Below are 14,543 nucleotides of genomic sequence, written 5' to 3'. Positions count from 1 at the left end.
TACGATCTGTCCAATCGCCCTGCAACCCTCACGCAAACGTCTTCCGCGGGTCGAACGCGTCCCGGACCGCCTCGCCGATGAAGATCAGCAGGCTCAGCATCAGGGCGATAACCACGAAGCCCGAGATCCCGAGCCAGGGTGCCTGCAGGTTGGCCTTGCCCTGCGCCAGCAATTCGCCGAGCGAGGGCGAGCCGGGCGGCAGGCCGAATCCGAGGAAGTCGAGCGAGGTCAGGGTCGTGATCGAGCCGTTCAGGATGAAGGGCAGGAAGGTCAGCGTCGCCACCATCGCGTTGGGCAGCAGATGCTTGACCATGATGGCGCGGTTGGAGAGGCCGAGCGCGCGCGCCGCCCGGACATACTCGAAATTGCGCGCCCGCAGGAACTCGGCCCTGACCACGCCGACAAGCGCGACCCAGGAGAACAGCAGCAGGATGCCGAGCAGCACGAAGAAGCTCGGCGTGATGATCGCCGCGACGATGATCAGCAGGTAGAGCGCCGGGATCGAGGTCCAGATCTCGATGACGCGCTGGAAGATCAGGTCGGTCCAGCCGCCGAAATAGCCCTGGATCGCGCCGGCGGCGATGCCGATCACCGAGGAGATGCCGCACAGGATCAGCCCGAACAGGATCGAGATGCGGAAGCCGTAGATCAGCCGCGCCACCACGTCGCGGCCCTGGTCGTCGGTGCCGAGCCAGTTCCATTCGAGGTCGCGGCAGCCGCTGCCGCCGAGGCGTTCGGCGACGGTCCTGCACTGCTCGTCCCTGAGCAGCCAGGTCGGCGGGGCAGGCGCAGGCACCGGCAGATCGAGGTTGTGCGTGCGATAGCCGTAGCGGATCGGCGGCCAGACCGCGTAGCCGTTCGCCGCGATCTCCCTGGCGATGACCGGGTCGCGATAATCGGTGGTGGCGAGAAACCCGCCGAACTTCTCCTCCGGATAGTTCATCGCGACGGGGAACAGGAACTCGCCCTTGTAGCGGACCAGCAGCGGCCGGTCGTTGGCCAGGAACTCGGCGAAGAGCGAGAGCGAAAACAGCGTCAGGAAGATCCAGAGCGACCACCAGCCGCGCTTGTTGGCCTTGAAATTGTTCAGCCTGCGCCGGTTGATCGGTGAGAGCCTGAGCCAGCCCCGCGTCGCCTCGGCAGGCGCGAGGGGAAGGTCGCTGCGAGGGCTCAGTGGCGGCGCGTCGAGAAGAGCATCCGTCATTCCCGTCAGGTCTCCCGCGTCTCGAAATCGATGCGGGGATCGACCCAGGTATAGGTCAGGTCGGTGATGAGATGCACGACGAGGCCGATCAGGGAGAAGATGTAGAGATTGGCGAAGACGACGGGATAGTCGCGGTTGACGATCGCCTCGAACGACAGGAGGCCGAGCCCGTCGAGCGAGAAGATCGTCTCGATCAGCAGCGAGCCGGCGAAGAGCGCATGCACGAAGGCGCCGGGGAAGCCCGCGATCACGATCAGCATGGCGTTGCGGAAGACATGGCCGTAGAGCACGCCGCGTTCGGACAACCCCTTCATCCGCGCGGTCAGCACATACTGCTTCCTGATCTCGTCGAGGAAGGAGTTCTTGGTCAGGAGCGTCGAGGTCGCGAAGGCGCCCAGCGCCATCGCGCTCACCGGCAGGGCGATATGCCAGAGATAGTCGACGATCTTCCCGAAGAAGCTGAGCTGCGCGAAATTGTCCGAGTAGAGCCCGCGCAGCGGAAAGATCTGCCAGAACGAGCCTCCGGCGAAGAGCACGATCAGGAGGATCGCGAACAGGAAGCCCGGGATGGCGTAGCCGACGATGACGACGGCGCTGGTCCAGGTGTCGAAGCGCGAGCCGTCCTTGACCGCCTTGCGGATGCCGAGCGGGATCGAGATCGCGTAGGACAGCAGCGTCATCCACAGGCCGAGCGAGATCGAGACCGGCAGCTTCTCCTTGATCAGCTGCAGCACCGGCGCGTCGCGGAAATAGGAGCGGCCGAAATCGAAGCGGATATAGTCGGTTAGCATCTTCCAGAAGCGCTCATGCGCCGGCTTGTCGAAGCCGAACTGCTTTTCCAGCTCCTTGATGAAAGCCGGGTCGAGCCCCTGCGCGCCGCGATACGAGGAGCTTGCGTCGCCGCCGGCCTGCAGCCCGTCGCCGCCCTGGCCGCCGCCGACGCGGTCCGCCGCCCCGCTGTTGGGGTTCTGCAACTGCGAGATGATCCGCTCGACCGGCCCGCCCGGCGCGAACTGCACGATGACGAAGGAGATCAGCAGGATGCCGAACAGCGTCGGCGCCATCAGCGCTATGCGGCGTGCGATGTAGCTCAGCATGCGAAGGCGGATTTCGGTGGCAAGAGTCGCAGAAATCTTACGCGGTCAAGGAGATGCCGCTCATCGACGTAGATCATCGCTCGGCCTCCGCCATTGCGATCATTGCTGGCAAGCGGGTGAGCAATTCGGGCATCGCCGTCCGCGCCGTTTCCCAGGAAATGCCGAGATTGATTTCAAAATAGCCATGCGCGGCGCGATTGCGCATCCCCTTCATGCTTGCCCAGGAGACCTCAGGGTATCGCTCAAGAAAATCGGCATGCCCTTTCATTAACTTGCTCGTCGCCTCTCCAATTATCATCAGATTGAAGATGACAGCCTCTTGAGTACGCTCACCTTCACGAAAATCTGATTCCTCCATACCTTCGATGTAGCAAGCGATCTTGCTCGCTGCCTCTGCTAAATGACGCAGATAGTCGGCCCGATTTTGAGGTCGACTCATATAGGCTGCGCCTCGGCCACCACCCGATCACGGAAATGCGCTGGCAAATCTTCGGGGGTCAGAACCTCGACGCTGACGCCCAGCAACTCCTCCAGGGCGACCTGCAGCCCGCCGATATCGAGCAAGGCGGCGCCTGGCAAGGCATCGATCAGGATATCCAGATCGCTGTCCTGATGATCCGTGCCATGCAAAACCGAGCCGAAGACACGCGGGTTGACGAGCCGAAAGCCACGCAGCGCTGCGCGGACGGCTTCGCGATTCTGAGCCAGGGCGATCGACGGTTTCATGGCAGAGCCTCAGTCGTTCCACATCTAGTTAACAACCGGACCGGCGAACGGCTATCCCCGCCCGATCCGCTTGGCCTTCTCGGCGTCGAACCACCAGGTCGAGGGCGCGCCCGAGCCGAATTTCGGCTTGGTCCGCGGCCGGTCGAACATGTCCCAATAGGCCAGCCATTCGCTGGCGTTCCACCACATCGGGATCCAGTAGCGCCCGGCCCGGAGCAGCCGGTCGAGGCATTTCGCCGCGACCACGACCTCGGCGTAGGAGTCGGCCTGGCCGATCCTTTCGATCATCGCGTCGACCGCCGGGCTCGCGACGCCGCCGACATTGCGCGAGCCGCGGGTCCTGGCGGCTTCCGAGCCGTAGACGATGCGCAATGAGTCGCTCGGAATGGCGCTGCCGCCGAGCGCGCGGCTGATGATGTCGAAATCGAACTCGTCGAGCCGGCGCTGGTATTGCGCCCCGTCGACGATGCGCGAGGTCGCGTTGATGCCGAGCCGCTTCAGATTGGCCTGGAAGGGCTGGGTGTGCGGCTGCAGCGCCGGCTGCGAGTCGAGGAACTCGATCTCGAAGGGCTGGCCGTTGGGCAGCTTCAGAACGCTGCCGTCGCGCTTGCAGCCGGCGGCGCGCAGCATCTCGTCGGCGCGGCGCAGCAGGGCGCGGTCGCTGCCCGATCCGTCCGAGACCGGCGGCAGGAATGGTTCGCCGAAGACCTCCTCGGGAACCTGGCCCCGGAACGGCTCGAGCAGGGCCAGTTCCTCGGGCGAGGGCTTGCCGACGGCCTTGGAGTCGGAGTTCTCGAAATAGGATGTCATCCGCGAGAAGGACGAGAACATGATGTTCTTGTTCGTCCAGTCGAAATCGAAGGCGAGGCCGAGCGCCTCGCGGATGCGCGGATCGGCGAACTTCTCGCGGCGCAGATTGTAGATCCAGCCCTGCGAGCCGACGGGGTCGGTCTTGGGCAGGGCCTCCTTCCTGACCTTGCCCTCGTTGATCGCCGGAAAATCGTAGCCCGTCGCCCAGATGCGCGAGGTGAATTCCTCCTGGAAGGTGATCACGCCGCTCTTGAACGCCTCGAAGGCGACCTGCCGGTCGCGGAAATACTCCCAGCGCACGCGGTCGAAATTGTTGCTGCCGATGTTCACCGGCAGATCCCCGCCCCAGTAGCCCGGAAAGCGCTCGAACTCGATGAAGCGACCCTGCTCCAGCCGCGCCACCTTGTAGGCGCCCGAGCCGAGCGGAGCCTCCAGCGTCGACGCCTCGAAATTGCGCGTCGACCAGTATTTTTCCGAGAAGACGGGCAGGCCGGCGACGACGAGATGCAGATCGCGGCTGCGCTTGGGCGAGAGCTGCACGACGAGGATGTCGTCGCCCTCGGCCCTGGCGGAGACCATCTCGTTCAGGATCAGCCGGAACGAGGGGTGGCCCCTGGTTTTGAGCAGGGTGAAGGTGAAGGCGGCGTCGCCGGCGGTGACGCGCGTGCCGTCGTGGAATTTCGCCTCGGGCCGCATCCGGAAGCGATAGCCGAGCTTGTCGGCCGAGACCGCGACGCTCTGCGCCAGCAGGCCGTAGAGCGAGCCCGGCTCGTCGGCCGAGCCCGCCATCAGGCTGTCGAAGCAGGCATCCATTCCGGCCGCGCCGTTGCCCTGCAAAACGAAGGTGTTGAGCGTGTCGAAGGTGTCGAAGCTCTGGTTGCCGCCGGCGCGCTTGATCTGGATGGTCAGCGTGCCGCCCTTGGGCGCCTTCGGGTTCACATAGGCGAAATGCGGGAAGTCCGCGGGAAGCGCCAGCTCGCCGAAGGTCGAGAGGCCGTGGCTCTCGGCTTCCTGCGCGAAGACGGGCCCGACGAGGCCGGGCAGCGCCGTGCCCGCCGCGAGCGCGCCCACGCCCTCGATCAGCCTGCGGCGCGTGAAGCGGATCGCCATGGTGCGCGGTCTCCCTGTTCGATTCGCCAGGCCCATTATGTCGCCCGCGCGGGGCGACGCCAGCCTCGCGCGATTGACGCTATCGTGAGGGCGAGAGCATGGCGGCGGCCCGGAGCGGAAGGCAAGAAAAAGCCGGGCGCGGCGGCCCGGCTCATCGTCGTTCCCGCGGCGCCGGATCGCCGCGGCGGCCATGCCCGCGGGTTATTTCGGCCGCGGCCTTACTTGGGCAAAGGCTTGGGCGCGTCGGCGAGACTGTTGAGATAGGCCACCACATCGGCGCGGGTGTCGGGCTTGCCGAGGCCGGCGAAGGCCATCGAGGTGCCGGGCATATAGGCCTTCGGGCTCTTCAGGAAACCGTCGAGCTGGTCGGCCTCCCATTTCTCGCCCGACTTTCCCTTCATCGCGGCGGAATAGCCGAAGCCGTCGACCGAGCCCTTGGGGCGGCCATAGACGTTGTAGAGCTGCGGGCCGACCTTGTTGGCGCCGCCCTTCTCGAAGGTGTGGCAGGCCTTGCAGGCCCCGACGGCGGAGGCGCCCTTGGCGACGTCGGCCTTGGCGAGGCGGGCCACGATCGGCTCGTCGGCGGCGGCCGCCGCGGGGCCGGCCGCGGCGGCCGGCTCGTCGCTCGGCAGCTCGTAGCCCGGAATGGCGGGCTTCTTCGGCGCGAAGACGATGCCGGAGATCATGTTGAGGCCCACCGCCACCAGCAATGTGGAGAGAACCGCACCAGCGATCTTGTTGGTTTCGATATCCATCGCATCCGAACCCTGAGATACCCCTCGCGCGGCCGCGCGGGAGGCAGGTAAAGCGCCCCGGCCGGAGCCCCTGGACACCGGCATATACCAAGGTTGCTTAACCGCTTTGCGCGCTGCAATGCAACTCGTATAAGCACGCTCCCGTTTGAGACCTTTTGACGCCTCTCCGCCCGTCTTCGCCGCCGAGCCCTGTCCTGGAAGATGTCCGATCCGCTGATCCTGATTCCCGCGCGCATGACCGCGACGCGCCTGCCCGGCAAGCCGCTCGCGGACATCCATGGCGAGGCGATGATCGTGCATGTCTGGCGGCGCGCGATCGAGGCCGGCATCGGCCCCGTCGCGGTCGCGACCGACGAGCCGATGATCGTCAAGGCGATCGAGGCCGTCGGCGGGCGCGCCGTGCTCACCCGCGACGATCATCCCTCCGGCTCCGACCGGATCAAGGAGGCCGCCGACCTGATCGATCCCGAGGGCCGCCACGACGTCGTCGTCAACGTCCAGGGCGACCTGCCGACGATCGATCCGCGCGTCATCGCGGCCTCGGTCGGCCCGCTCTCGGACCGCGCGGTCGATATCGTCACATTGGCCGCGATCATCACCCGCGAGGAAGAGAAGACCGAGCCGAGCGTGGTCAAGGCGATCGGCAGCGAGATTTCGCCAGGCCGCATGCGCGCGCTCTATTTCACCCGCGCGACGGCTCCTTCGGGCGACGGTCCGCTTTTCCATCATATCGGGCTTTACGCCTATCGCCGCCGCGCGCTCGACCGTTTCGTGGCGCTGCCGCCGTCGCCGCTGGAGAGGCGCGAGCGGCTGGAGCAACTGCGCGCCGTCGAGGACGGCATGCGCATCGACATCATCGTCGTCGACGACGTGCCGCTCGGCGTCGACACGCCCCACGACCTGGAGCGCGCCCGCGCGATCCTGACATCCCGCGCCGGAGCTTAGAGTTTCGTCCATGTCCGATGCCAAGAGTTCCGTTGTCGTGTCCTATCAGGGCGAGCCCGGCGCCTTCTCCTCGCAGGCCGCGCTCGCGGTCTTCCCCGATTGCGAATTGCTGCCCTGCGCCACCTTCGAGGACGCGCTCGCCGCCGTCAGCGACGGCACGGCCCGCTACGGCATGATCCCGATCGACAACTCGATCGCCGGCCGCGTCGCCGACATCCACCACCTGCTGCCGCGCTCGGGGCTGCACATCGTCGGCGAGCATTTCCTGCCGATCCGCTTCCATCTGATGGCGCTGAAGGGCGCGACGCTGGCGACGCTGAAGACGGTGCAGAGCCACATCCACGCGCTCGGCCAGTGCCGCAAGATCATCCGCAAGCTCGGTCTCAAGGCCGAGGTCGCGGCCGACACGGCGGGCTCGGCCCGGCAGGTCTCGCAGTCGGGCGACCTGACGCGCGGCGCGATCGCCCCCCATATCGCGGCCGAGGTCTACGGGCTCGACATCCTGATGGAGGACATCGAGGACGAGAAGCACAACACCACGCGCTTCGTGATCCTGTCGAAATATCCGGAATTCGTTCGCGCCGGCACGGCCAGGACCGTCACCACGCTGATCTTCCAGGTCCGCAACATCCCGGCAGCCCTGTTCAAGGCGATGGGCGGCTTCGCCACCAACGGCGTCAACATGACCAAGCTCGAGAGCTACATGGTCGACGGCCATTTTTCGGCGACGATGTTCTACGCCGATGTCGAGGGCCATCCCGACGACCCGGCGCTCAGGCGCGCGCTCGACGAACTCGCCTTCTTCTCCAAGGAGATGAAGATCCTCGGCGTCTACCCGGCGCATGCCTTTCGCGACACGTTCGCGGAGGCGGGGGAGTAGGCGCGGCTAAACCGCCTCCTCCCCATCCACCGCCCAGGCCTTCAGCAGCGTATTGGCGATCGCCAGGTGCTGGGGCGCTGTGAAGCCTTCGGGATGCGTCCCTTCCAGCATCCGCAGCGCCTCGGCGCGCGAGAACCAGCGCCCTGCCTCCAGTTCCGTCGCGTCGAGCACGATATCGTCGTTCAGCGCCTCGCTGAGGCAGCCGATCATCAGCGAGCCGGGAAACGGCCAGGGCTGCGAGGCGATGTAGCGCACCGCGCCGGTGCGCAGGCCGGCTTCCTCCCAGGTTTCGCGCCTGACCGCGTCCTCGAAGGTCTCGCCCGGCTCGACGAAGCCGGCGATGCAGGAATACATGCCGGGCGCGAAGCGCGACTGGCGCGCCAGCAGGCAGTTCTCGCCCCGCACCGCAAGCATGATCACGACCGGGTCGGTGCGCGGGAAGTGCTGCGCGCCGCAGGCGGTGCATTCCCGCTTCCAGCCGGCGGAGCCGGGCAGGGAGGGGCCGCCGCATCGCGCGCAGAAGCGGTGCCGGGCATGCCAGTCGAGCAGCGCCTTGCCCTCGCCGAGCGGGCCGAGCTCGTCCTTGGGCACCAGTTTCCCGAGCGCGACCGAGCGCAGGTCGGTGAGCAACAACTCCGGCCGTTCGCGCAGCGTCTCGACGAGACCCCTGTCGATCAGCCGGGCGAAGCGCGGCGCCCCTCCCGGCGCGAGACCGAGGAAGGCCTCGTCCAGTCCGGCGCCGAGCAGTTGCGCCTCGGCCGGGCTGAACCAGACGGTCTGCGTCTTCTCGTCGAGCCGTTTCAGAACCGGCGTTTCGCCAGCCGACACCGCCAGCCGCGTATCCGAGCGGCGGCGCAGCGCCTCGACGGCGTCGGGCTTGTCGCGGAGATCGGCGCGGCGGTCGAGCGTGCTGGTGGCGAAGCCGGTCTGGGCGGAGCGTTCGCGGCGAAGGGAGGCGTCGTTCATGCTCCTGTCCTAGCGCCTCTCCGACGAGCCCGGCAAGCGCGGCTCACGCCGTGTCGCGGCCGCGCAGCAGGTGGATGATCGCGGAGAAATCCGCGCCGCCTTCGCCCCAGGCGTTGTGGATGCCGTAGAGCTGGGCCGCGGCCGCGCCGAGCGGCGTCGCGGCGCCGGCCGCCTGCGCCGCCTCCTGCGCGAGCTTGAGATCCTTCAGCATCAGCGCCGAGGCGAAGCCGGCCTTGTAGTCGTTGTTGGCGGGCGAGGTCGGCACCGGGCCCGGCACCGGGCAATAGGTCGTCAGCGACCAGCACTGGCCCGAAGAGGTCGAGGCGACGTCGAACAGCGCCTGATGCGACAGGCCGAGCTTTTCGGCCAGCACGAAGGCCTCCGAGACGCCGATCATCGAAATGCCCAGGATCATGTTGTTGCAGATCTTGGCGGCCTGGCCGTTGCCGGCCGCACCCGCATGCACGATGCGCCGGCCCATCCTGGCAAGCACCGGCTCGCCCAGCGCGAAGGCCTCCTCCGTGCCGCCGACCATGAAGGTCAGCGTCGCGCCCCTGGCCCCGCCGACGCCGCCGGAGACCGGCGCGTCGAGCGAGAGGCAGCCGCGCTCGGCCGCCAGCGCATGCGCCTTGCGGGCGCTTTCGACGTCGATGGTCGAGGAATCGATCAGCAGCGCGCCTCGTTTCATCGAAGGCAGGACGTCGCCCCAGACCGAGAGCACATGCTTGCCGGCCGGCAGCATGGTGACGACGATCTCGGCGTCGGCCACGGCCCCGACCGCCGAGGCGGCGATGCCCACGCCGAGCTCGGCGGCGGCGTCCCTGGACGCCTGCGACAGGTCGAAGGCGCGGACCTCATGCCCGGCCTTGACGAGATTGCCGGCCATGGGCCCGCCCATGTTTCCGAGCCCGATGAAGGCGATGGTGGTCATGATGTCCTCCAGCTATTCCGTTTGACGGAATGGGTATGATGGATATTCTTTAGATCGTGATCAGGTCGTTTGCGGACAGGGACACGGAGCGCCTGTTCCATGACGGTTCGGTTCGGCGTTTCGTCGCGATCGAGCGTGTCGCTCGGCGCAAGCTGTTGTTGCTGAATGCCGCGCGCAAACTCGACGATCTGCGAACACCGCCCGGCAACCGGCTGGAAGCGCTGAAGCGGGATCGGGCCGGCCAGCATTCGATCCGTATCAACGACCAGTGGCGCATCTGTTTTCCGCTGGATCGAAGGCGGACCGCATGATGTCGAAATCGTCGATCATCATCGAAGATATGGGTCTGGCATTCGAACCGACGAGCAGGATGAAGAACGATGGCGAAGGCGCGGATTGATACGGATGGAGACGAGCCCCTGCTGGCTCCGATCCCGCCCGGCGAAATCCTGCTGGAGGAGTTCATGAAGCCGCTCGGCGTCAGCCAGAACCGGCTGGCGCGCGACATCGATGCGCCCGTCAGCCGCATCGCCGGCATCGTCAAGGGCGAAAGGGCGATCACGGCCGATACGGCGTTGCGGCTGGCGCGCTTCTTCGGCACCGGCGCCGAGATGTGGCTGAACCTGCAGGCCGATTACGATCTGCGTGTCGCGCGGCGCGCGAAGGGTGGCGAGATCGAAAAGCGGGTGCGGCGGCTGGCGGCATAAGGTTCAGCTCCCCTTCGCCCGCCCGACCAGCCCGCGCGCCACGATCATCCGCATCACTTCGTTCGTGCCTTCCAGGATCTGGTGGACGCGCAGGTCGCGGACGATCTTCTCGATGCCGTAATCGGCGAGATAGCCGTAGCCGCCATGGATCTGCAGCGCCTGGTTGGCGACCGCGAAGCCGGTGTCGGTCGCGACCCGCTTGGCCATGGCGCAGAGCTTGGTCGCATCCGGCGTCTTGGCGTCGAGCGCCGCCGCCGCGCGCCAGAGCAGCGAGCGCGCCGCCTCCAGCTCGGTCGCCATGTCGGCGAGCTTGAACTGCAGCGCCTGGAAATCGGCGAGCGCCGCGCCGAAGGCCTTGCGCTCCTTCGCATAGGCCAGCGCCCGGTCGAGGGCTTCCTGCGCGCCGCCAAGCGAGCAGGCGCCGATGTTGAGCCGGCCGCCGTCGAGGCCGGCCATCGCGATCTTGAAGCCGATGCCCTCCGGTCCGAGCCGGTTGGCGACGGGAACGCGGCAGTTCTCGAAGATCACGGCGGCGGTCGGCTGGGCGTTCCAGCCCATCTTCTTCTCGTTCGCCCCGAAGGAAAGGCCGGGCGCGCCCTTCTCGACGACGAGGGCGGAGATGCCGGACGGACCGGCCTCGCCGGTGCGCGCCATCACGACATAGATGTCGGCGACGCCCGCGCCCGAGATGAACTGCTTCTGGCCGTCGATGACGTAGTGGTCGCCGTCGCGCACGGCCTTCGTCTTCAGCGCCGCCGCGTCCGAGCCCGCGCCCGGCTCCGTCAGGCAATAGCTCGCCAGACGCTCCATCGTGCAGAGCTTCGGCAGGAAGGCCTTCCGCTGCTCGTCCGAGCCGTAGCGGTCGATCATCCAGGCGCACATGTTGTGGATCGAGATATAGGCCGCCACCGCCGGGCAGCCGGTCGAGAGCGCCTCGAAGATCAGCGCCGCGTCGAGCCGCGTCAGCCCCGAACCGCCGACATCCTCCTGGATATAGATCCCGCCCATGCCGAGCGCGGCGGCGGCGCGCATCTCCGCCACCGGAAAGTGCTTCTCGTCGTCCCAGCGGGTGGCGCTTGGCGCGAGCGTGTCGCTCGCGAAGCCGAGAGCCAGCTCCTGAATCGCGAGCTGGTCCTCGGTGAGGGCGAAGGCGGTCATGGCGCGGGCCGCCAGTCTGCAAGATGAACGATGTTGGCGCGATAATTCGAGCTGTCGACCTTGCGGATGAATTTTTCGTCCGTCGTGACCATTCGTGCGTTTTCGCGCACGGCCAACGCCAGGTAGAAGCAATCATAAGCGGAATGGTCGAGCTCCATCGCATACGTCATCGCGCGATGACGCAGCAAGATCGACGGCTCGAGATGAGCGAACCAGCGTGGCAAAAATTCGAGGCCATCGAGCGCGCGCTGGACGCGGTCCGAGCGCGCGCGAATATTGCCGAGCAACACGTTCGTGACCTCAACGATGACGAAGTCGGGCGCGATGAGCGGTCTGCCTTTGTGCAACAGCAGCTCCGCTTTATCCGACAGCGGCATTTCGATGGTCCATCGCACTGCGACGCCGGCATCGATGACATGGGTCATGAGCGATCGAAGGCCATTTCGAGGTCTTCGAACTCGTCGTCTCGGCCCCAACGTATGGCTGCTCGAACATCGGCGTCTTCTTTGGCGAAGGCTGTTCTCAGGCGACGCGATACCGCAACCAGTTCGTCGGACGTTAGTGGCGCCGCGCTTTTGAGCAGCGTCCTGAGTTCCTGCTCCAGCGAGCGGCCATTCATCTCGGCCCTGGCCTTAAGCGAGGCCATCGTCTCATCGTCGATATTGCGGATCAAAACTTGAGCCATGGCCAACCTCCTTGATATCGAAAATGATATCAAGTCCGAGGGCGCTCCTCAACCCATCGTCGGGATCACGAAGCTCGCGCCGTCCTTGATGCCACTCGGCCAGCGCGCCGTCACCGTCTTGGTCCTGGTGTAGAAGCGGATCGAATCCGGGCCGTGCTGGTTGAGGTCGCCGAAGACCGAGCGCTTCCAGCCGCCGAAGGTGTAATAGGCCAGCGGCACCGGGATCGGCACGTTGATGCCGACCATGCCGACCTGGACCTTGGAGGCGAAGTCGCGCGCCGCGTCGCCGTCGCGGGTGAAGATCGCGGTGCCGTTGCCGTATTCGTGGTCGTTGGTCAGCTTCAGCGCCTCGTCATAGCTCTCGGCGCGCAGCACGGAGAGGACGGGCCCGAAGATCTCCTCCTTGTAGATGCGCATGTCCCTGGTGACGTTGTCGAACAGGCAGCCGCCGACATAGAAGCCGTTCTCGTAGCCCTGCATCCTGAAGTCGCGCCCGTCGACGACGAGCGACGCGCCCTCCTCGATGCCGAGATCGACATAGGACTTGATCTTCTCCATCGCCGCCTTGGTGACGACCGGGCCGTAATCGGCCGAGGCGTCGGTCGAGGGGCCGATCTTCAGGCTCTCGACACGGGGGATGAGGCGCTTGACCAGTTCGTCGGCGGTCGCCTTGCCGACCGGCACCGCCACCGAGATCGCCATGCAGCGCTCGCCGGCCGAGCCGTAGCCCGCGCCGATCAGCGCGTCGACCGCCTGGTCCATGTCGGCGTCGGGCATGATGACCATGTGATTCTTGGCGCCGCCGAAGCACTGCACGCGCTTTCCGGCCGCGCAGCCGCGCGCATAGATGTATTCCGCGATCGCGGTCGAGCCGACGAAGCCGATCGCCTTGATGTCGGGATCGTCGAGGATGGCGTCGACCGCGACCTTGTCGCCGTTGACGACGTTGAGCACGCCCGGAGGGCCGCCAGCCTCGATGAAGAGCTCGGCCAGCCGCATCGGCACGCCGGGGTCGCGCTCCGAGGGCTTCAGGATGAAGGCGTTGCCGCAGGCGATTGCGGGGCCGAGCTTCCAGAGCGGGATCATCGCCGGGAAGTTGAACGGCGTGATGCCGGCGCAGACGCCGAGCGGCTGGCGCAGCGAATAGATGTCGATGCCGGGTCCGGCGCCGTCGGTGAACTCGCCCTTCATCAGGTTCGGCGCGCCGAGCGAGAACTCGACCACCTCGACGCCGCGCTGGATGTCGCCCCTGGCGTCGGGAATGGTCTTGCCGTGCTCGCGGGCGAGCAGTTCGGCGAGTTCGTCGTTGTTCTGCGCGATCAGGTCGAGGAACTTCATCAGCACGCGGGCCCGGCGCTGCGGATTGACCGCCGCCCATTTCGGCTGCGCCTCGGCCGCGTTCTCGACGGCGGCGCGCAGCTCGGCGGCCGAGGCGAGCGCGACCTTGCCGATCACCGAGCCGTCCATCGGCTGATGGATGTCGGCGGTGCGGCCGGATGTGCCGGCGACATGCTTGCCGCCGATGAAATGCCCGACCTGACGCATCGCGCCCTCCCTACGAATGTGGTGTCCGATGATTGCGACAGCCCTACCATTCTCGTTTGCGCACGGCTATAGCGGCCATGGTCTGGATGTCGTGCGGAAAAGCGAATATCGGGAGAGCGCCTTGGAGAGGTTCGACTGGGACGATCTGCGCTTTTTTCTGGCCGTGGCCCGCTCGGGCCGGTTGACGGCGGCGGCGCGACGGCTCGGAGCCGACCACGCCACCGTGTCGCGCCGCATCACCTCGCTGGAGGAGGCGCTCAAGGCCAAGCTCTTCGAGCGCAGGCCCCAGGGCTACACGCTGACCGCCCATGGCGAGCGCCTGCTGGCCAAGGCGGAAAGCATGGAAACCGAGGCGCTGGCGATCCAGAGCGATATCGGCGGCGCCGACATGGCGCTCGCCGGCACGGTTCGGATCGGCGCGCCGGACGGCTTCGGCGCCACATTCCTCGCGCCGCGCCTCGCCCGGCTGGCGCAAGCCTATCCGGGGCTCGAGCTCCAGCTCATCGCCATGCCGCGGCTGCTCTCGCTGTCGAAGCGCGAGGCCGATGTCGCGATCACGCTCGCCCCGCCCAAGGAGGGCAAGGTCGTGGCGCGCAAACTCTCCGACTACCGGCTCGGACTCTATGCCGCGCGAAGCTATCTCGACGCGATGCCGAAGCTGGAGAAGCCCGAGGACCTCTTCGCCCACCGCATCGTCGGCTATATCGACGACCTGATCTTCACGCCCGAGCTCGACTATCTCGACGAGGTCGCCAAGGGCCTGCGCGCCCAGATCCAGAGTTCGAGCGTGCTGGCGCAGATGAACGCCGTCGTCGCCGGGGCCGGCATCGGCGTGATCCACCATTTCATGGCCGAGGCCGAGCCCCGCCTCGTCCCGGTGCTGCCCAAGACGGTCTCGATCACGCGCTCGTTCTGGCTGCTGGTGCATGCCGACCTGAAGGACGTCGCGCGCGTCCGCGCCATCGTCGACTTCATCGTGCGGGAGGCGAAGGCGAGCCGGGCGCTGCTGATGGGCGAGGCCTGA

General features: G+C 66.7%; 16 protein-coding genes and 1 pseudogene. 5 read left to right on the top strand and 12 right to left on the bottom strand.

The features are described 5' to 3' along the window. Positions 1 to 28: 28 nt before the first annotated feature. The 6 genes from AC1RRW_RS05695 to AC1RRW_RS05670 form a co-directional block, all read right to left on the bottom strand. Positions 29 to 1,204, bottom strand: a complete 1,176-nt coding sequence (locus tag AC1RRW_RS05695; protein ID WP_492899586.1) for an ABC transporter permease — start codon at positions 1,202 to 1,204, stop codon at positions 29 to 31. Positions 1,205 to 1,209: 5 nt separating this feature from the next. Then, the gene (locus AC1RRW_RS05690) at positions 1,210 to 2,301 is read right to left on the bottom strand and encodes a microcin C ABC transporter permease YejB (RefSeq protein ID WP_492899584.1); all 1,092 of its coding nucleotides are present in this window, start codon (positions 2,299 to 2,301) and stop codon (positions 1,210 to 1,212) included. Positions 2,302 to 2,374: 73 nt separating this feature from the next. Further along, positions 2,375 to 2,740, bottom strand: coding sequence for a HepT-like ribonuclease domain-containing protein (locus tag AC1RRW_RS05685; RefSeq protein WP_492899582.1), 366 nt, complete (start codon positions 2,738 to 2,740; stop codon positions 2,375 to 2,377). Further along, positions 2,737 to 3,027 carry a nucleotidyltransferase family protein gene (locus tag AC1RRW_RS05680; RefSeq protein ID WP_492899580.1) on the bottom strand — a complete coding sequence of 97 codons (291 nt, stop codon included), beginning with the start codon at positions 3,025 to 3,027 and terminating at the stop codon, positions 2,737 to 2,739. The genes AC1RRW_RS05685 and AC1RRW_RS05680 overlap by 4 nt, the downstream gene beginning before the upstream one ends. 51 nt (positions 3,028 to 3,078) lie before the next feature. Further along, positions 3,079 to 4,947 (bottom strand): extracellular solute-binding protein, encoded by a 1,869-nt coding sequence (locus tag AC1RRW_RS05675; RefSeq protein WP_492899579.1) that lies wholly within the window; start codon positions 4,945 to 4,947, stop codon positions 3,079 to 3,081. Between the two features lie 218 nt (positions 4,948 to 5,165). Beyond that, positions 5,166 to 5,702, bottom strand: a complete 537-nt coding sequence (locus AC1RRW_RS05670) for a c-type cytochrome (protein WP_492899577.1) — start codon at positions 5,700 to 5,702, stop codon at positions 5,166 to 5,168. A 201-nt stretch (positions 5,703 to 5,903) separates the two neighbouring features. Here AC1RRW_RS05670 and AC1RRW_RS05665 point away from each other — a divergent pair, with 201 nt between their 5' ends. Together AC1RRW_RS05665 and AC1RRW_RS05660 are read left to right on the top strand one after the other, a co-directional pair. Next, the gene (locus tag AC1RRW_RS05665; RefSeq protein ID WP_492899575.1) at positions 5,904 to 6,647 is read left to right on the top strand and encodes a 3-deoxy-manno-octulosonate cytidylyltransferase; all 744 of its coding nucleotides are present in this window, start codon (positions 5,904 to 5,906) and stop codon (positions 6,645 to 6,647) included. Between the two features lie 10 nt (positions 6,648 to 6,657). Continuing rightward, positions 6,658 to 7,527, top strand: a complete 870-nt coding sequence (locus AC1RRW_RS05660; protein ID WP_492899574.1) for a prephenate dehydratase — start codon at positions 6,658 to 6,660, stop codon at positions 7,525 to 7,527. A gap of 6 nt (positions 7,528 to 7,533) precedes the next feature. On the opposite strand, the gene nudC is transcribed toward AC1RRW_RS05660, so the two are convergent. Both nudC and mmsB read right to left on the bottom strand, forming a co-directional pair. After that, the gene (nudC, locus tag AC1RRW_RS05655; protein ID WP_492899573.1) at positions 7,534 to 8,493 is read right to left on the bottom strand and encodes an NAD(+) diphosphatase; all 960 of its coding nucleotides are present in this window, start codon (positions 8,491 to 8,493) and stop codon (positions 7,534 to 7,536) included. A gap of 43 nt (positions 8,494 to 8,536) precedes the next feature. Continuing rightward, positions 8,537 to 9,424: a 3-hydroxyisobutyrate dehydrogenase gene (gene mmsB / locus AC1RRW_RS05650; RefSeq protein WP_492899571.1), complete on the bottom strand. Its 888-nt coding sequence runs from the start codon at positions 9,422 to 9,424 to the stop codon at positions 8,537 to 8,539. A 56-nt stretch (positions 9,425 to 9,480) separates the two neighbouring features. On the opposite strand from mmsB, the pseudogene AC1RRW_RS05645 reads away from it, so the two are divergent. Together AC1RRW_RS05645 and AC1RRW_RS05640 are read left to right on the top strand one after the other, a co-directional pair. Further along, positions 9,481 to 9,757 (top strand): annotated as a pseudogene (locus tag AC1RRW_RS05645) (type II toxin-antitoxin system RelE/ParE family toxin); the annotation flags it as partial. A 47-nt stretch (positions 9,758 to 9,804) separates the two neighbouring features. Continuing rightward, positions 9,805 to 10,131 (top strand): HigA family addiction module antitoxin, encoded by a 327-nt coding sequence (locus AC1RRW_RS05640; RefSeq protein ID WP_492899570.1) that lies wholly within the window; start codon positions 9,805 to 9,807, stop codon positions 10,129 to 10,131. A gap of 3 nt (positions 10,132 to 10,134) precedes the next feature. On the opposite strand, the gene AC1RRW_RS05635 is transcribed toward AC1RRW_RS05640, so the two are convergent. From AC1RRW_RS05635 to AC1RRW_RS05620, 4 genes are read right to left on the bottom strand one after another with little or no spacing between them, the layout of a single operon-like run. Next, positions 10,135 to 11,289, bottom strand: a complete 1,155-nt coding sequence (locus tag AC1RRW_RS05635; protein WP_492899568.1) for an isobutyryl-CoA dehydrogenase — start codon at positions 11,287 to 11,289, stop codon at positions 10,135 to 10,137. After that, entirely contained in the window at positions 11,286 to 11,714 is a 429-nt protein-coding gene (locus AC1RRW_RS05630; protein ID WP_492899567.1) for a type II toxin-antitoxin system VapC family toxin, read from the bottom strand. Before AC1RRW_RS05630 ends, AC1RRW_RS05635 begins: the two co-directional genes overlap by 4 nt. After that, positions 11,711 to 11,974, bottom strand: coding sequence for a FitA-like ribbon-helix-helix domain-containing protein (locus AC1RRW_RS05625; RefSeq protein ID WP_492899566.1), 264 nt, complete (start codon positions 11,972 to 11,974; stop codon positions 11,711 to 11,713). The genes AC1RRW_RS05630 and AC1RRW_RS05625 overlap by 4 nt, the downstream gene beginning before the upstream one ends. 48 nt (positions 11,975 to 12,022) lie before the next feature. Beyond that, positions 12,023 to 13,519 (bottom strand): CoA-acylating methylmalonate-semialdehyde dehydrogenase, encoded by a 1,497-nt coding sequence (locus tag AC1RRW_RS05620; protein WP_492899564.1) that lies wholly within the window; start codon positions 13,517 to 13,519, stop codon positions 12,023 to 12,025. A gap of 121 nt (positions 13,520 to 13,640) precedes the next feature. On the opposite strand from AC1RRW_RS05620, the gene AC1RRW_RS05615 reads away from it, so the two are divergent. Next, positions 13,641 to 14,543 (top strand): LysR family transcriptional regulator, encoded by a 903-nt coding sequence (locus AC1RRW_RS05615; protein ID WP_492899563.1) that lies wholly within the window; start codon positions 13,641 to 13,643, stop codon positions 14,541 to 14,543.

Source organism: Allobosea sp. GW821-FHT12C12, from assembly GCF_058807355.1.
The sequence above is the reverse complement of the archived record's forward strand: the minus strand, read 5'-3'. Positions and strand labels throughout refer to the sequence as shown.